The 17,513-nt window shown below is 36.0% G+C and carries 12 protein-coding genes; 5 read left to right on the forward strand and 7 right to left on the reverse strand.

Features of this window, described 5'->3' with window-relative positions; translation table 11 throughout:
- The 5 genes from LNP27_RS04225 (at position 1) to LNP27_RS04245 (ending at position 9,914) form a co-directional block, all read left to right on the forward strand.
- Positions 1-1,827, forward strand: a complete 1,827-nt coding sequence (locus tag LNP27_RS04225) for a RagB/SusD family nutrient uptake outer membrane protein (protein WP_229943271.1) — start codon at positions 1-3, stop codon at positions 1,825-1,827.
- A 20-nt stretch (positions 1,828-1,847) separates the two neighbouring features.
- Complete coding sequence (locus LNP27_RS04230) at positions 1,848-2,849, forward strand: discoidin domain-containing protein (RefSeq protein WP_229943272.1); 1,002 nt, start codon at positions 1,848-1,850, stop codon at positions 2,847-2,849.
- Positions 2,850-3,509: 660 nt separating this feature from the next.
- Positions 3,510-7,556 carry a LamG-like jellyroll fold domain-containing protein gene (locus tag LNP27_RS04235; protein ID WP_229943273.1) on the forward strand — a complete coding sequence of 1,349 codons (4,047 nt, stop codon included), beginning with the start codon at positions 3,510-3,512 and terminating at the stop codon, positions 7,554-7,556.
- A gap of 83 nt (positions 7,557-7,639) precedes the next feature.
- Positions 7,640-8,959, forward strand: a complete 1,320-nt coding sequence (locus LNP27_RS04240) for a hypothetical protein (protein WP_229943274.1) — start codon at positions 7,640-7,642, stop codon at positions 8,957-8,959.
- Between the two features lie 160 nt (positions 8,960-9,119).
- The gene (locus LNP27_RS04245; RefSeq protein WP_229943275.1) at positions 9,120-9,914 is read left to right on the forward strand and encodes a hypothetical protein; all 795 of its coding nucleotides are present in this window, start codon (positions 9,120-9,122) and stop codon (positions 9,912-9,914) included.
- A 283-nt stretch (positions 9,915-10,197) separates the two neighbouring features.
- On the opposite strand, the gene LNP27_RS04250 is transcribed toward LNP27_RS04245, so the two are convergent.
- The 7 genes from LNP27_RS04250 to LNP27_RS04280 form a co-directional block, all read right to left on the reverse strand.
- Complete coding sequence (locus tag LNP27_RS04250; protein ID WP_229943276.1) at positions 10,198-10,857, reverse strand: 3-oxoacid CoA-transferase subunit B; 660 nt, start codon at positions 10,855-10,857, stop codon at positions 10,198-10,200.
- A gap of 2 nt (positions 10,858-10,859) precedes the next feature.
- A complete protein-coding gene (locus LNP27_RS04255; RefSeq protein WP_229943277.1) occupies positions 10,860-11,561 on the reverse strand; it encodes a CoA transferase subunit A in 702 nt (233 codons plus the stop codon).
- Between the two features lie 202 nt (positions 11,562-11,763).
- Positions 11,764-14,073, reverse strand: coding sequence for a penicillin-binding protein 1A (locus LNP27_RS04260; protein WP_229943278.1), 2,310 nt, complete (start codon positions 14,071-14,073; stop codon positions 11,764-11,766).
- A gap of 9 nt (positions 14,074-14,082) precedes the next feature.
- Entirely contained in the window at positions 14,083-14,562 is a 480-nt protein-coding gene (locus LNP27_RS04265; RefSeq protein WP_229943279.1) for a gliding motility lipoprotein GldH, read from the reverse strand.
- Complete coding sequence (locus LNP27_RS04270) at positions 14,546-15,856, reverse strand: PSP1 domain-containing protein (RefSeq protein ID WP_229943280.1); 1,311 nt, start codon at positions 15,854-15,856, stop codon at positions 14,546-14,548. Before LNP27_RS04270 ends, LNP27_RS04265 begins: the two co-directional genes overlap by 17 nt.
- Before the next feature lie 185 nt (positions 15,857-16,041).
- Entirely contained in the window at positions 16,042-16,272 is a 231-nt protein-coding gene (locus LNP27_RS04275) for a ferredoxin (protein ID WP_229943281.1), read from the reverse strand.
- A complete protein-coding gene (locus LNP27_RS04280) occupies positions 16,272-17,513 on the reverse strand; it encodes a peptidase U32 family protein (protein WP_229943282.1) in 1,242 nt (413 codons plus the stop codon). Before LNP27_RS04280 ends, LNP27_RS04275 begins: the two co-directional genes overlap by 1 nt.

Here is a 17,513-nt window from a genome sequence, read left to right on the forward strand (position 1 = left end):
ATGAAAAAAATTAACAAAATAAAATTAATAACATTTTGCGTCTTTTTGTCGGCACTCTTTGTAGCATGCGAAAAAGATTATTTTGACAGCCAACCTGATAATCTACTTTCTGTAGATAAAATTTTTACTAATAGAGGGCAAACAGAGAGATGGTGGGCAGGTTTATTTTCTAATATTCCAGATATTTGGGATCAACCTTACAATTATCAATACGGTATTGTTACAGATGAATCTGACGCCAGCAATTGGATGAACCCAGACATGAACAGTGGTGCTATAACGGCAGACGGAACACCTTCAAATTTTATCGCACTCTATGAAAAAATTAGACTAGCTACCATTTTCTTGGAGCGTGTAGATGGAAACCAAGAAATTTTAGCACAAGCCAACGGAGCAGAAATCATTAAGCACTATAAGGCTGAAGCGCGATTTTTAAGAGCTTATTACTACTGGACTATGATGAAGCAGTTAGGTCCGGTTGCGATAGCACCGTTAGTATCTGCACAACCAGGGGATGATTTTCAAATACCAAGAAGTACGTGGGACGAATGCGTAAACTTTGTTTTATCCGAAATCGAAAAGGCAAAATCAGAGCTTCCTGTAGATTATTATTTGGATGGAACCACGGTAGATGGAACCAAAATAGGTAGAATCAATAAAATTATAGCTACAGCATTAGAATCTCAAATTTTGCTCTACCATGCCAGCCCACTTTTTAATGGTAATTCAGAATTAGCTGATTTTAAAAATTTGGATGGCACTGTCTTATTTAATCAAGTTTACGATGCAAATAGATGGTTAAAAGCTACAGAAAAAGCAAAAGAAGCTATTGACATTGCTGAAAGCAACGGTAAAAGTTTGTTCAAAGTAGCAGATGCTAATCCTTTTAGAGCTGGCTTTTTGTCTTGTCGCAATTTATATTGGGATGGCTGGAGAACCGAAGGAATATGGATGAGACCTTCAAGTAATGTATGGAGCTGGGAAATACATTCTTCTCCAAGATCTACGGCAGGAACGGCTTATAACGGTATAGCTGTAGTACAAAGCCTAGTAGATGAGTATAGAATGGCTGACGGTAAAAAGATTACAGAAAGCACCACCTATAACGAAACTACTTATGCAGCTACAACTACACCGTATTATGTAGCTGGAACTAACGTAATGTACACCAATAGAGAACCTAGATTTTACGCCCAAATCACTTTCAATGGTGCTCTTAATCCAGGAGCTGCAAAGTCGGGTGCGAATAATGCTCGTGTAGAGTTTTTTGCTAGTGGTACTTCTGGTAAATCAGGATCTCCTCGAGATTGGCCAAAAACTGGTTATACTAGTAGAAAAAACATTCATCCTACTTTTAGTTTAAGTCCTGCTGTGAATGTAGCTAGACCAGCAATGCTTATTCGATTAGCGGAGTTGTACCTTAACTATGCCGAAGCTTTAAACGAGTCAAGTCCAGGAAATCCAGATATCCTGAACTACTTGAACAAGATAAAAACCCGTGCTGGATTACCAGCTCTTGCGTCAGGACTTACTCAGTCTGAAATGCGTAACGAAATTCGTCATGAGAGACGAATCGAATTAAGCTTTGAGGGACAACGTTATTTTGATGTTCGCCGTTGGAAAATTGCAGATCAGCCAGGGTCAAACCAAGGAGGTGCTTTTTACGGTATGGATATGAGCAAAGGAAGCACATTATCTGATCCTGATTTTCATAAAAGAACAGTTAGTTTTTCTAGAGCAGTATGGCAACGTAAATATTACTTTATGCCATATGGTCAAAATGAAATGGATAGAAACAAAAAACTGGTACAATTTCCAGGTTATTAGAACTTAATACTATTTTAAAAATGAAAAAAAGATATTTAATCTACACTACGTTATTACTCGTATTTGGCCTATATTCTTGTGAGAAAGATACTCCTTCCTATGAAGAGTTGTCCAATTCTAAAGAAGGTGCTTTTGTTTATACTGCGAAAGCCAGAAATGGCATTCAAACATTAAAAACATATTCTATTCAAGAAGGAAATTACTTACCACAGGACACTGTTTCGTTTAATGCGGCAATTGGATCTTTAGGGCTTCCTGCTTCTGATATTGATGTAACTTACTCCATTAACGACAGAGTATTAGATAGTATAAACGCGATTCGAGAAATTAACGGACAAAAAAAATACAAACCATTTCCTGCGGATTCTTATGCTATAAGCAATATGAAACTAACTATTCCAAAAGGAAAGGAATATTCTAATTCTTTGGAACTTGTATATAATCCTGAAAAGTTTGAGAAGGATAGTAATTATTTAATCGCTTTTAGTATCGTTGATGCTTCTGGCTATACTATCAATCCTGAAGTAAAAACAGTCATCTACGCTGTTAACGAAGCAATTGGGGTACCAAGTAACTATACAAAAACCAACTGGACCGTTATCAATTTTAGTACACAAGAAAGTACTGGTGAAGGGACGAATGGGTTTGCATCACTTATTATAGACGGAAAATTAGATACCTTTTGGCATTCTTGCTGGACTTGCGCTACCGCACCAACTTTTCCGCATTATATTACTGTAGATATGAAAACTGCGCAGAAAGTGAACGGTATCGAATTTGCACAGCGTCAACCTGGTGCTGCTCGGGCTGTCAAACTTATAGAACTAGAGGTTAGTGATGATAATGTGAATTGGAGAACACTTGGAGAATTTACTCTTGGTAGTGGCGCTGCACCTCAGTCAGTTGCGTTTCAAAAAACGGAAACTTTTCGATATTTCAAAACGATTATAAAAACTGGTTATAACGATGGTGGTGCTGGGTATACTGCTTTAAGTGAAGTAAGTCCTTATGTCTTAAAGTAAACACATAGAAAACAGATTCTTACCTCAGAACGGTTGTGCTGAAAAGAATTTTTTTTAACTAAAAAAACTCTACTATCTGAAAGTCTATATTAAAATGAGCCTGAGAATCGCGTACTTTTTATTTTGCAAAACATATAATGCTTTGTATGATTTTTCAGACGAAAAAAATAGTAAATACTTAAAAGAAGTAGTTTTCTTTGGCTAGAATCCAACTCATAAGTCTGAGTTCACAGTGCATTGCACAGCTAAATATTATTGTTTTGGTTTAAAAGACATCATCTTATTAATTTATGATGATGTCTTTTTTTTTAAGGATACTTTCTTGATAGATTCAAGAGAGCAGGATTTTAGATGCCATAAATTAGCTGAATATTAAATTTTATATTTGAAATTTAGCGCAATGATCAAACTGTATAAGTAGTAAACATCGTATAATATCGTATTTTAAAATTAGATATAAACGATGCAAAAGGTTGATTTTAAGGTGTTATTCACAATATTTTCCCTTTTGACTTTATGGCCTTTATACTTTCGACTTACTTAATTGACTTAATTCATTTGTCAAAGGATTTAACCTCACTTTTGATATTAATAAAATGAAACTATTACCTAATTAACCAATCACTAAATTACAAGTTGCTTAACTTATAAATTTAAATTATGAAAAAAACACTACTAGCCTCGTTACTTTTAGTAATGAATTTATCCTATTCTCAAAAAGGAGAAGAAAAGGAGGAAGATAGGGCCTACGAATTAAAGCATAAAAGCCAAGCTTGGTTTAAGGAAATGAAACCAGGAGCAAATTATTTTAAAATTAAAGACAAATTTGATACCTATTTCGGTAACCATAAATGGGAAGAAAGCAAACCTAGGGAATTGGGCGAAACCTGGATTAAACAAAATATCTTTTATTTGGATAATAAGGGTTTGGTACAATCGCCGCCACCGTTTGATGCCTCAAGAGCGAATATTGGACTCAATAATACATTCTCGGGGACAACAACTAAAACCATTGGAAGCTGGAGTCTACTAGGACCTGTAAATAGTGCTACGACAAACTACTCTGGTAAAGGAAATCATGGTGGGTATGTGTTTCTCAATAGAATTGACCCTACCAATCCCCAAAAGATGTTTGTGTCATTTTTGATGGGAGGACTTTGGGTAACAGCAGATGGAGGAACCAATTGGACATTAACCGATTCTAATTTTCCAGATGAAAAGTATCTCGATATTGATATATGTACCAGCAGCCCAAATACGGTATATGCTTTGAGTAGTAAACAACTTATTAAATCTATAGACGGAGGATTGAACTGGACTGCTACAACATTAACCAATGCAAGTTATACGGGAACAGCTTTTGATATTGCTGTTTCTCCATCAGACCCAAATACAGTAGTTGCTAGATGGGGTGATAAAATATACAGAACAACCGATGGGGGAACCACTTGGACAAGTATCGTAAGCGGTTTGCCAAATTATTACCTAGTTGGTGATTGTTCTGTAAATAGTGAAATGCTGGATTGGAGTACTACAAACAGCTCGACTGTTTATTTTATTAGTACCACAAATAATAACGTTTCAACAGTTTACCGTTCTACTAATTCAGGACAAAGTTTTAGCGTTTTGTCAACTATAACTTTAGATGCCGCCGCCACAGGTCAGGTGATTGGTTGGGCTAAATTGTTGCTTCCGTCTAATAATGCGACTTCCATTTACGTTGCTATGGGAACTGGAACTGATTCCTATCGTCATGAGGCGGTACAGTTTTACAAACTAAATGCAAGCACGGGTACGCAAGAGTTGAAAAGGGTTAATATGATTTCTGGAACTTTTCCGGATCAGGTGCATCATGGAGATATTGCCATGGATAGAAATGATGAAAGTAAATTAGTTTTTGGGGCTTATAGTCATAAAGTTAATTATTATTCGACAAATAATGGAGCTACATTTACGAAGAGTGCAACCGAACAGCATTCAGACCTTCGATCTATTGATATGATAAACGGCAGGGTGTTGATAGGTTCAGATGGAGAATCTGTACTTTCTTTAGACGGAGGCGCTACAAATACTACTATCACAAACAGCATCAGTAATCATGAATTATGGGGCTTTGGTTCGGCTTTTAAAACAAATCTTGTAGCCGGAGGTGCCAATCATGGGCCGGTAATGATTAAAGAAGCGGGTAATGGATTTGAATGGTATAATGGAACCGGCGCAGATCAAGGAAATACTGACGTAAATCCGCTGGATGACCGGTATATTTACAGCAATGGATACAGCAATTACAGGTATTTTAGAACAGGAGTCCATACTTTAATCAACGAATCTAATTTTCTGGATAATGGAGGGATTTATGCCTATTTTAATTCAATGGAATTCCATCCTAATTATTACTATTCAATGATTACGCACCATGCAGGACAATATCCAACCGGAAACGCTAATCTGGCAACCTGGAAAAACTCACTTATAAAAACCGAAGACAACGGTAACAGTATTGCTATTGTTAAAACTTTTAATAGTACGGTTTTCAGGGAAAAAATATGCATGACCAACCCAAAATACATGTATGTTATTGAAGGATTAACTAACAATAAATTATGGCGTACTTCAGATGCTGGTGTAACTTGGACTAATATAACGCCCTCTCTTGCAGCTAGTAGTAATATGACAAACATGTCTGATATCGCCGTTAGTGATGTTGACCCAAGTCAGGTTTGGATTACTTACAGTGGCGTGCAATCAGTTTGTAAGGTGTTAAAAACCAATAATGCAGACACAGCCACTCCTGCATGGGACAATCTTACACAGCCCCTTTTAACAAACCATCCTAATACAAAAATTGTATTTCAAAGAGGTTCTAATGGAGGAGTATATGTAGGGAATAAAAGCGGTATTTATTATAGAAATAATGCTATGCCTAATTGGGTTATGCTTGGGAACGGATTACCGCAAACAGACGTTCGATTTATGTTTATTAATTATAATGAAAACAAGCTGAAAATAGGTACGTCAAGAGGTGCTTTTGAGCATGAATTATATGAAATTTCTCCACCAAAAGCACAAATTTCTGCGAGTAAAAGTAAAATAAGCTGTTCTCAGGTTGAGAAAGTACAGTTCAAAGACTATTCAACCGTTCGTAACGCAAGTGCTACTTGGTCATGGAGTTTTCCTGGAGGAACACCAGCAACATCAACACTTGAAAATCCTGAAGTTTCCTATGCCAATGCTCCAAATGGCAAATACAATGCTTCACTTACAGTAACAGACGCTTATGGAACCGATACCCAAACCATAATTGGAATTGTTGAGGTCTTGAACCAATGCGGAACCTCGACGCCAGAAACAATTCCTGGAAAAGCTGCAAATCTAAAGGGGGCAACGGGACAGGACTACCTGGATATTTCAAATCTAAGCCTCAGTACTAATTCTATGACATTCTCTTGCTGGATAAAACCAAACGGAATTCAAACTGATTACAGCGCTGTTTTTATGAGCCAAGATTCTCCAAATGGCTTTGGAATGAATTTTTTAGGCGGTAATAATACCCTTGGATTTCATCCTAAATGGTGGTGGAGTTCGGGATTAATTGCACCTCCAGGTCAATGGTCTCATGTTGCAATGGTTAGTAACGGTACAGGCGTAACCCTATACGTTAATGGTGTTGCGAGCAGTTTTACAGGAACTATTGATACAGAAGCTTTTACAAGAGTGTTTTTAGGTACTTATGGAAAAGGATACAACAATCGTCTTGCTAATTTAGAAATAGACGAAGTATGTTTATGGAACAGGGCTTTATCAACTGACGAAATCAGAAAATGGAGGCATTTAACCAAAAGCACTGCCGGAGATCCAATTCTAACAGGATTAGTGGCCTATTATCAGTTTAATGAAGACGTGGGTTCGATATCTTTAAACAAGGTTGGAAATGATTATTTAACATATAAAGGATCTACCTATAGCCATGTTAGTTCTACGGCTCCAGTATTTGGTGGTTTAAGTGAGAAAATAAACGTTACTTCGGGCGGAGAAAAAAACTTTTCCACAACAGGATTGTCTATGACTTTTCCTAATAGTTCACTGCCTAATGGGGATATTTGGGTTTCAAAATCGACTATAAATCCAGATGTTGCGCCAGATAATTTGTTGAATTTCAACACGTATTGGGCTGTGAATAATTATGGAAGCTCCCAAACATTTGGAGCACTGACAGCTTTGACTTTTACTGATAATGTGCTTAACACCTCGTCAAATGAGGCAAGTACCTATAAATTGTATAAAAGGAACAGCAATGATTTTGGTGCAACATGGGGAACTGCGTTGGACACTGGTGATTCCAGAACAGGATCAGGAACAAGTGCCGCAATTACTTTTTCTAATGGGCTTAATGTAATAAATCTGGGACAGTTGGTATTGAGTCAAAACGCCTCTAGTCTTTCACTGGAAGATCATCAAGTTATGGCTAAAAAAACGCCGTTACTATATCCAACCCCTTTAAAAAGAGACACTCCTTTAAAAATCCAAATACAAGCAGAATGGAACAATGCGACATTATTAGTTTATAATAATCAAGGAAAATTGATTGCAAATGCTACTCTAAAGGAGGGAATAAACGAGATTTTACTTAATGTTCCTACAGGTATTTACTTTTCAAAAATCATTAACGGAAATAATTTTTTTAACACCAAACTTATTGTAAAATAATACAGTCTGATTATTTAAAATAACCTCAATCCTTTTTTTGGGATTGAGGTTATTTTTTTAGAATTTTAAAAACTTAAACTTATATGATAAAAAACATCTCTTTTACTGCTTTGTCATTAGTGCTATTTATGCAACTTAATGCTCAAATAAGTACCGATACAATACGTCCTTCAAATACTGAGATTGTAAAACCAATACACAAAGTAGATTTTAATAATGGCAACCAATGTCCTGAGCGCAAACAAGGAGGTGATCCTAAAATGATAAATGGCTATCAAGTTTTTAATGGCTCCATGGACGGGAACAGGCAAGTAGATCCGCAAGTGGCTGTAGGCGGTGGCTATGTGATGGAAGGAACCAATAGCGGACTTATGATTTTCAATAAAAAAGGGGAATTTGTTCAAGGTGTTTCCCAAAAATGTTTTAATGACGGGATCGACCCAAAATTAGCTTTTGACATTCACAATAAGGTATTCCTTTTTGATTTGTGGTGGTATTACGACAAAGCCAAAACAAAACCGGTAAATATTTCTGTTTCTGAAACGAGTAACCCAACCGGAGCTTGGAATACTTACCCCGTTTCACGTACCGAAGAAGTAGATGGCGGCGGCATTGGCTACAGTAAAAAATGGATCGGTTATTCTTATCCTGGAGGAGTAGAAAATACTTTTGTTTTGCGTATGGCTGAGGCCAAAGCAGGAAAACCAGCCACTATTTATCATTTTAAAGGGAGTTTAGGACATCCCGTTTTTGTGCAAGATGCCATTGATGATTTGTATTTTTTTGCTATCGAAAAGGATGAGTTTGTAATCCGAAAAGTATCTGAAGATGCAAATGGAAAGCCGTATTGCCTTGTTGTGTCCCGTAAACCGCATGGTTTAAAATACATGAATTATCCTCCGCAATCTCCGCAAAAAGGTACGGAGCAAAAAGTTTCCAGCGGCGATCGCAATCCTAAAAATGTAGTATATCAAAACGGAAGTATTTGGTTTTCGCAAGCTGTAAATTGCGAAGGACGTTCGGCAGTGCAATGGCATCAAATCAATGCAACTACGGGTGAAATAATCCAAACAGGATTGATTAAAAGTGATGTAACTAATTATATACAGACAACAATTGCCGTAAATAAAAAGAATGATGTATTGATTGGGTTTCAGGAAGTAAATGAAAACTCATTTATCAGTCCACGATTTGCCTTTAGAAAAGGCAAAGACAGCTTAGGAAAAACAAGAAAAATCGTGAGTGTAGGAGAAGGAAAAGGAGCCACAGACGGTGTGGCATGGGGAGATTATAGCGGAAGCATTATTGATGGCGACAATCTTCTTGATTTATGGACCATACAAAGTATTGCCAATACAAAAGGAAGAGGTGAGACTGTTATTGTAAAAGTTCCTTTTAAATAGAAGGAAAGGCTAGAGGTTGCTTAGTCAGTAGATTTTTCCTGCTGACTGAGTAATACAAGATAAAGTCTTTAGTTAAATACTTATTGTGATTAATATTTTAGTTGGCAGACAGATCATCAAAATCTTAAAAATTAACGAATTAAATAAACACTTATAAATTATGACACCAAAACATTTAGTAAAATTGAGCAATATAATTGGAATTTCAGCAATTATACTTTTAGTTTATTGGGTCTTTACATTTATTACAATTGAAGTTTTCGGTTTAAAAGTTTTTAGAGAAAACATGACCGAAACTTTCTATTTAAGTGTTTTGGGAATTCTAGCTTTAATGTCTGGTTCACTAATTATAAATGTAATGTTCAATCTTACAAGAATTGCAGAAATCAAAAACAGAGAAGATGAAAACACAAAATCGTATAAAAGAACTTATTTAATTCTTTTCTCCATTTTTCCTATAATTGGTATATTATTATTTGGCGGAGATTATTTAACTTCAAGTAAAAAAGAAAAAATGTTGATTCAATCAGCACAATCAATTTTAGAAAAGAACGAAGTTAATAGCATGAAATTAGTAAACTATGAGTTCAATAAAAAATATATAAATCAAACAAGTAATATTTTAGAAATATATTCTAAAACTGACAAAAATTTTCCAAGTGTAAATTTATTAGTTAAAGATAGTATAAATGGCTCACCAGTCTATTTAGGATTTAACCAAAGTAACTATGAAAAAGCTAAAGACACTATTTTACCAAACAAAAGACACTATCTTTATCAAACAACTCAAGTTGAAAGAGAATATTTAGATAAAATTTTTAGCGGAAATAGCGACGAATTAAGATATAGTAATCACGATGGAGTATATGAATTATTTTATCCATACAAAAAAGGGAAGAAAGTTATTGTTTTGTATTTCTCTGAAAGACAACAATACGGAAAATTAGGGAGTTAAAAAAGACACGATCTGCCAACAGTTTGGCGCAATTGCCAATTTTATGGTTAAATCACATTTTCGTTCCACAAGAAATTTTATCTTAGCTACAAGAATTTGGTTACAAAATTCACAACCTCCTCAAGTGACGGAACGATATTAAATACATCGTTTTTGCATCTGGAATCAATGCTGGCGGAAGAAATATTTATCTTGGATAGCAATTTAATTTTTAGAACTCAAAACTCAAATAAAAACCCGCAATTCTATTGAAATTGCGGGTTTTGTGTTTTTGAATTTTATTTTACTCGATAATCATCTCTGGAGTTTCCCCTTCAATAATTAATTCTGCCGCTGTAGAAGCAATAATGTGCTCTACAGTTACACCTGGCGCACGTTCTAAGAGTTTAAAACCTTTTGGAGTTATTTCTAGAACAGCTAACTCAGTAACTACTTTTTTCACACAACCTACACCGGTTAATGGTAACGTACATTTTTTAAGAATTTTAGATTCGCCTGCTTTGTTAACATGCATCATGGCAACAATAATGTTTTCGGCAGAAGCTACTAAATCCATCGCGCCACCCATTCCTTTTACCATTTTCCCTGGAATTTTCCAGTTGGCAATATCGCCATTTTCAGCTACTTCCATGGCACCAAGAATGGTCAAATCTACTTTCTGGCTGCGAATCATTCCGAAACTGAAAGCAGAGTCAAAAAAACTAGCTCCTGGTAAAGTGGTGATTGTTTGTTTTCCAGCATTGATAATGTCAGCATCTTCTTCACCTTCAAACGGGAATGGTCCCATTCCTAGAACACCATTTTCGCTTTGAAACTCAACGTTAATCCCTTTAGGGACATAGTTAGCTACCAAAGTCGGGATTCCGATACCTAAGTTTACATAATAGCGGTCTTTAACTTCTTTTGCTATGCGTTTTGCTATCTCTATTTTGTATAAAGCCATGATTATTCTCTTTTTCGAGTTGTGCGTTGCTCAATTCTTTTTTCAAATTTCTCCCCTTGAAAGATGCGCTGAACTAAGATTCCAGGAATGTGTATTTCATTAGGATCTAGCGAACCAGCATGTAATAATTCTTCTACCTCTGCAATCGTAATCTTGCCCGCTCCCGCCATACAAGAGTTGAAGTTTCTGGCTGTTCCTTTAAAAATGAGATTTCCAGCTTCGTCACCTTTCCATGCTTTTACGATTGAGAAATCAGCTTTGAAAGCCAATTCCATTACGTGCATTTTTCCATTAAATTCGCGTGTTTCTTTTCCTTCAGCAACTTCCGTTCCATAACCTGCCGGCGTGAAAAATGCTGGAATTCCTGCTTGTGCAGCACGGCATTTTTCGGCTAAAGTTCCTTGTGGAGTTAATTCGACATCCAGTTCTCCTGAAAGCATTTGACGTTCGAATTCAACATTTTCACCTACATAAGACGAAATCATTTTTTTGATTTGGCGCTTATGCAAAAGTAATCCAAGACCAAAATCATCGACACCCGCATTGTTAGAAATACAAGTTAGATCTGTAGTTCCTTTTTGTACCAATTCAGCGATACTGTTCTCTGGAATACCACATAAACCGAAACCACCTAACATTATGGTCATGCCATCTTCAATTCCTTGCAGTGCTTCACGAACGTTATTTACTTTTTTATTTATCATAAAAATGAGTTGTAATAATCTATTTATATTTTATAAAAGATCTAATTATTTCTGAAAATATAGTTTTTGATCATTTGAGTAATGAAGACTGATGTCCTAGCCCCGATAGTAATGAAAATCCTTTTTATGGTCAAATCCTGAAAGGTTTGACCATAAAAAAATTGTAATGAATAGCGGGATTAAGCTCCTAAAGAAAAGAATTTTACAATTCAAATTCTTCAGTGTTTGGTTCTATGTCAGTAGTGTCTTTTACTTTTGGCGCGGTATAACAATCTACTTTGATAGAAAGATTTGGAGGTCTTTCAAATGGTGATTTAGAAACTTTAAGCTCTGGATCAGCATAACAAAGTTTCATGAAATAACCCCAAACTGGTAACGCAGCAGTAGCTCCTTGACCGTAAGTGATACTTTTGAAACGTGCTGAACGATCCTCGCAACCTACCCAAATGCCGGTTACTAAGTTAGGAACCATTCCCATAAACCAACCATCAGATTGATTTTGTGTTGTACCAGTTTTTCCAGCAATTGGATTCTTAAAAGCATAAGGATAACCGGTCCATCGGTTTGAACCATTTCCACCGCCAGTAGTTCGCAAACGATCTCCAGAGCCACCTTCGGTAACTCCTTCTAATAGTTTTACTACAGCATAAGCGATATCCTTATTCAATACATCGTGAGATTCTGGAATAGGTTCGTATATGATAACGCCGCTTTTGTCTTCGATTTTAGAAATAAATTGTGGCTTCATATAAACTCCTTGATTCGCAAATGTGCTGTAGGCGGCAACCATGTCTTCAACGGTGATTTCAACAGCACCTAAAGCGATTGACGGTTGCAACGGAATTTCAGATTTTACTCCTAATTTATGTGCTAAATCAACAACTGCTGCGGGACCTACTTTGTCCATTAACTTCGCTGAAACTGTATTGATGGAGTTCGCTAAACCTCTTTTTAAAGTAACCATTCCTCTATATCTGTTATCAGAATTTTTTGGTTCCCAATCAGCGGTTACGTTATGTCGGCCTTTTCTAATCATAAAAGGACCATCAATTATAGAGTCACAAGGAGACATGTTTAATTGTTCGATGGCAGTTGCGTAAACAAATGGTTTGAATGTAGAACCTACTTGCCTTGCACCTTGACCTACGTGATCATACTGGAAATATTTGTAATTGATTCCGCCAACCCAAGCTTTTATGTTACCCGTTTGCGGTTCCATAGCCATCAAACCAGATTGTAGAAAGTGTTTGTAATATCGAATAGAGTCAAGCGGAGTCATGATGGTGTCTTTTTCTCCTTTCCAAGAAAAAACAGTCATTTTCGCTTTTTCGCTAAATGATTTTATAATCTCTTCCTCACTTTTATCCATGGATTTCATTACTGCCCAACGATTCGAAGATTTCATTGCTTGATTCAGAATTTTTTGTGTTTCAGCAGCAGAAATGTTAACGAAAGGTGCGTTTTTATTGCCTTTAGACTGTTTGAAAAACTCTTCTTGAAGATTTGCCATGTGCGCTGTTACAGCCTTTTCAGCATGTAATTGCATTCTAGAATCAATGGTGGTATAAATTTTTAAACCATCTTTGTAAATGTCGTAATCGGAACCGTCTGCTTTTTTATTTTTTTCTGCCCATTTTTTCATGTAATCGCGAAGGTACTCTCTAAAATAAGTTGCTGTTCCGTCTTTGTGAGTTTCTAATTTGAAATTTAATTTGATCGGTAAACTTTGTAGTTGTTCTTTTTGACTTTCAGTAATCATATCGCCTTTTTCCATTTGCGAAAGCACTACATTTCTTCTGTTTTTTACGCCTTGAGGATTTCTTATAGGATTGTATAAACCAGAATTTTTGAACATTCCCACCAAGATAGCTGATTCATCAATTGTTAAGTCCTTAGGTTCTTTTGAGAAATACGTTTTCGCAGCTGAACTAACACCAACAGAATTGTTTCCAAAGTCATAAACATTACAATACATTGCGATGATCTCGTTTTTAGTATATTGCCTTTCCAATCGAATGGCGATAATCCATTCTTTTACTTTTTGCACGATTCTGAATGGTAAAAATTTAGAACCTTCACCATGAAATAATTGTTTCGCTAATTGTTGGGTCAATGTACTCGCACCACCACTTGTTCCTAAACTAGAAATGGCTCTCAATGTTCCTCGTCCATCAATACCAGAATGTTCGTAAAAACGCGCATCTTCTGTTGCTACCAAAGCTTGAACTAGGTTTTTAGGTAAGTCAGAATACTTTAACTGTGATCTATTTTTTTGAAAATATTTACCTATAACCACTCCATCAGCTGAGATGATTTCCGTCGCTAAATTTGAGTCGGGATTTTCTAAATCCTCAAAAGATGGCATTGAGCCGAAAATTCCCCACGAGGCAAACAAGAAAAATATACCTACGCCGCCTAAACCAATGAAGAATATTTTCCAGAATTTCGTTTGATAGTAAGCAATACCATTGGGATTACCTTTCGCTGAATTGTTGTTCTTTTTGATAGCCATAATACTATTTTATTCTTTTTTTTCTATTCTAAAACCTACTTCGGTAATTCCTTCTAAAGCTTTTACGCCGGGAACTTTACCGCTTTCCCTAACCGCTTGTTTGATATGAACTTTATATGTGGAACGGAATCTTACATTTTCTTTATAAACTAGTTTGCTTTCTTTTATATCAGAAAACCCGTCGCCAAGTAATGTGCCATCTGGATTAGCCATTTGGTATTCTAAAGTATCAACTTTTGTAAAACCATTTGGCAATTCTAAAGCTACAATTAAAAATAAATTATTGTATTTATAATTATTGTTTGCTCTTAAATTCACAAATAAATTATAACGTTTTGTTGAGTCTAACTGTGGTAGATTAAAAGTCACCGTGCTGTCTTTGTTCCACGATGAACCCACAGATTTATACTCATCAAAAACTCTTTTTTTATCGCAAGATGAAAAGATAATTACAATCAATAAAAGTAAAGCGCTATTTTTTATCCACATTTTTAGTAATAATTATAGGTTTTCTAGGCTCTGTTGGTTTTTTATCAGCAGGAGCTTGACGATTATTGTTTGGGGTTTTGTTATTGTTTGTAATTTTATTTTCTTTTGCAGGCCTGTTATCTTTTGCGGGTCTGTTATTATTTGCTACAATAACATTTTCGCCGTTAGGCTTGCGTTTTTTGTTTGGTTTTTTCTTTGCTTTAGGTTGGTCAAAACGAGTAAGACTCTCTTGCCCCATGGCATTGTTAAAATTTTTCTCAACCTCAACAACTAACTCTATTGCAAAATCTTCTAGCGAAGAAACTTTATTTTTAAGTTTGTTTTCAGCTACAATTTCTTTGACTTGGTCAATTTTTAAAACATGCCAATTAGAAAAATTATTAGTGTAAGCGAACCACATTAATCCTTTAAAAATATCTTGTTTTTGACAAATAGCATCTCCTTTTTCAGTGACCAATTTAGTGTCGAAATCTGGAAAATCTTTCAGCGCATCCATGTAGGTGTCTAACTCATAGTTTAAACAACATTTAAGTTTGCCACATTGTCCAGCCAGTTTTTGTGGATTCAAAGACAATTGTTGGTAACGGGCTGCTGAGGTGTTTACACTTCTAAAATCAGTTAACCATGTAGAACAACACAATTCTCTCCCACAAGACCCTATTCCGCCCAAACGAGCGGCTTCCTGGCGGAAACCAACTTGTTTCATTTCGATTCTAGTGCTGAATTCTTTAGCGAAATCTTTGATTAAGGCACGAAAGTCAATTCGGTCATTAGCGGTGTAGTAAAAAGTAGCTTTTGAACCATCTCCTTGAAATTCAATATCAGAGATTTTCATTTCTAGTTTTTGAGCAATCGCTAATTCACGCGCTCTCACTTTCATAGGCTCTTCCTTATCACGAGCAACCGACCAAATATCAATGTCTTTTTGAGAAGCTTTTCTGTATATTTTTGGGACATCATTGCTTAAATGATTTACCCCTTTTTTCTTCATTTGAATTTTTACTAATTCACCGGTCAAAGTTACAATTCCTATATCATGACCAGGAGAAGCAACCGTTGCAACGATGTCTCCAATACTTAAAGTTAATTTCTCTGTATTGCGATAAAATTCTTTTCTTCCATTTTTAAAACGTACTTCAACACAGTCAAATGGAGCGTCTCCATTAGGTAAACTCATATTAGAAAGCCAATCGAAAACAGTTAATTTATTGCAGCTATCGGTGCCGCAAGTCCCATTATTTTTACAACCCTTAGGTGCGCCACCATCAGAAGTTGAACAACTTGTACATGCCATAATTTTATATGTAGTGTTGTGACTGGCACAACTTAAGTTCTTAAAACGATTAAGTTGTAAAGATAGTATTTTTTAATTTTATGGAACAATGTATGGAAGTGCCAATAATTCATAAATTTTCAAAAAAAACCTACTACAATTGAAGCTGTAGTAGGTTGAATTTAAATTTATTTTTGAAAGAAAGATTAAGTCTCCTTTACCGATATAATTTTCACCGGACAGGATTTTGCAGCTAACTCACAGCTTTCAACAATCGCGTGATCAGGTGATTTTAGGGTGAAAAAACCTTTGGCATTTACGGAATGTAGTAAAACCGATTTACCGTCTTTTTTTGACATTTGAAAATGTGTTGGGTCCATTTCTACACAGTAATTGCAGCCAATGCATTTGTCTCTTTGTAGAGTTATAATAACCATTATGCTTCTACAATTTTATATAATTTGTCGGACATTCTTATTCTGAAAGGTAGTTTTAAAGTACAATCATCGCCTTTCGTTGCTTTTTCTCCTATGATATCATTGACGTGCATTTCTTCGATTGTCATTTGTTGTGCTCCAGTGCTCGGACCTGTGACTAAAATCGTGTCGCCAACTTTTATATCGTAAGCTTCAATTTTAAATTGACCGATTCCTGCCTTTGGAAAAAAATGTGTTCCTTTCCCCACATACACTTTTTTCTGAGTCGCCATTGAGCCAGAAACATCACTCCATTCACCTAATTCTTGTCCGAGATAATAACCTGACCAAAACCCGCGATTGTAAACGGTGTTCAATGTTTCCATCCAAACGGTTACCTTTTCTTTAGAAAAGGTGCCTGCATAATAACTGTCGATCGCTTCGCGGTACGTTTTTATTACAGTGGCCACATATTCTGGTGCACGACCGCGACCTTCGATTTTTAAAACCTGTATACCAGAATCAATTACTTGATCTAGAAAATCAAGGGTACATAAATCCTTTGGAGACATCATATATTCGTTATCGAGTTCAATTTCAAAACCCGTTTCCTGATCGATAACTGTATATTTTTTTCGGCAATTTTGTTTGCAAGCGCCACGATTTGCCGATGAATTATTGGAGTGTAAACTCAAATAACATTTTCCAGAAACCGCCATACACAAAGCGCCATGACCGAAAATCTCAATTTCTACTAATTTTCCGTTAGGTCCTTTAATGTCTTCTTTTTTGATTTGGTCGGTAATGTTTTTTACTTGGCGCAAGCTCAACTCGCGGCTTAAAACCATCGTATCAGCAAATAGGCTGTAGAACTTTATGGTTTCGATATTAGTGACATTCAGCTGAGTCGAAATGTGCACTTCCAGACCAATTCCTCTGGCGATTGCAATTACGGATTGATCGGATGCAATTACGGCAGTGATATTGGCTTCTTTGGCTTTGTTTAGCAAAGTCTTTACTACAGATAAATCGTGATCGTAAATAATTGTATTTAAAGTTAAATAAGTTCTGATTTTTTTGGTTTCGCAACGAAGCGCAATTTCAGGCAAATCGTCCATGGTGAAATTTACAGTGGCACGAGCGCGCATGTTTAATTGTTCTACGCCAAAGTAAACGGAGTCTGCATTATTGTCTATTGCAGCTTGAAGCGACTCAAAGTTCCCAGCGGGAGCCATGAGTTCGATTGTATTGTTTGTTGTCAT

This window comes from Flavobacterium galactosidilyticum (assembly GCF_020911945.1).
Classification (GTDB): domain Bacteria; phylum Bacteroidota; class Bacteroidia; order Flavobacteriales; family Flavobacteriaceae; genus Flavobacterium; species Flavobacterium galactosidilyticum.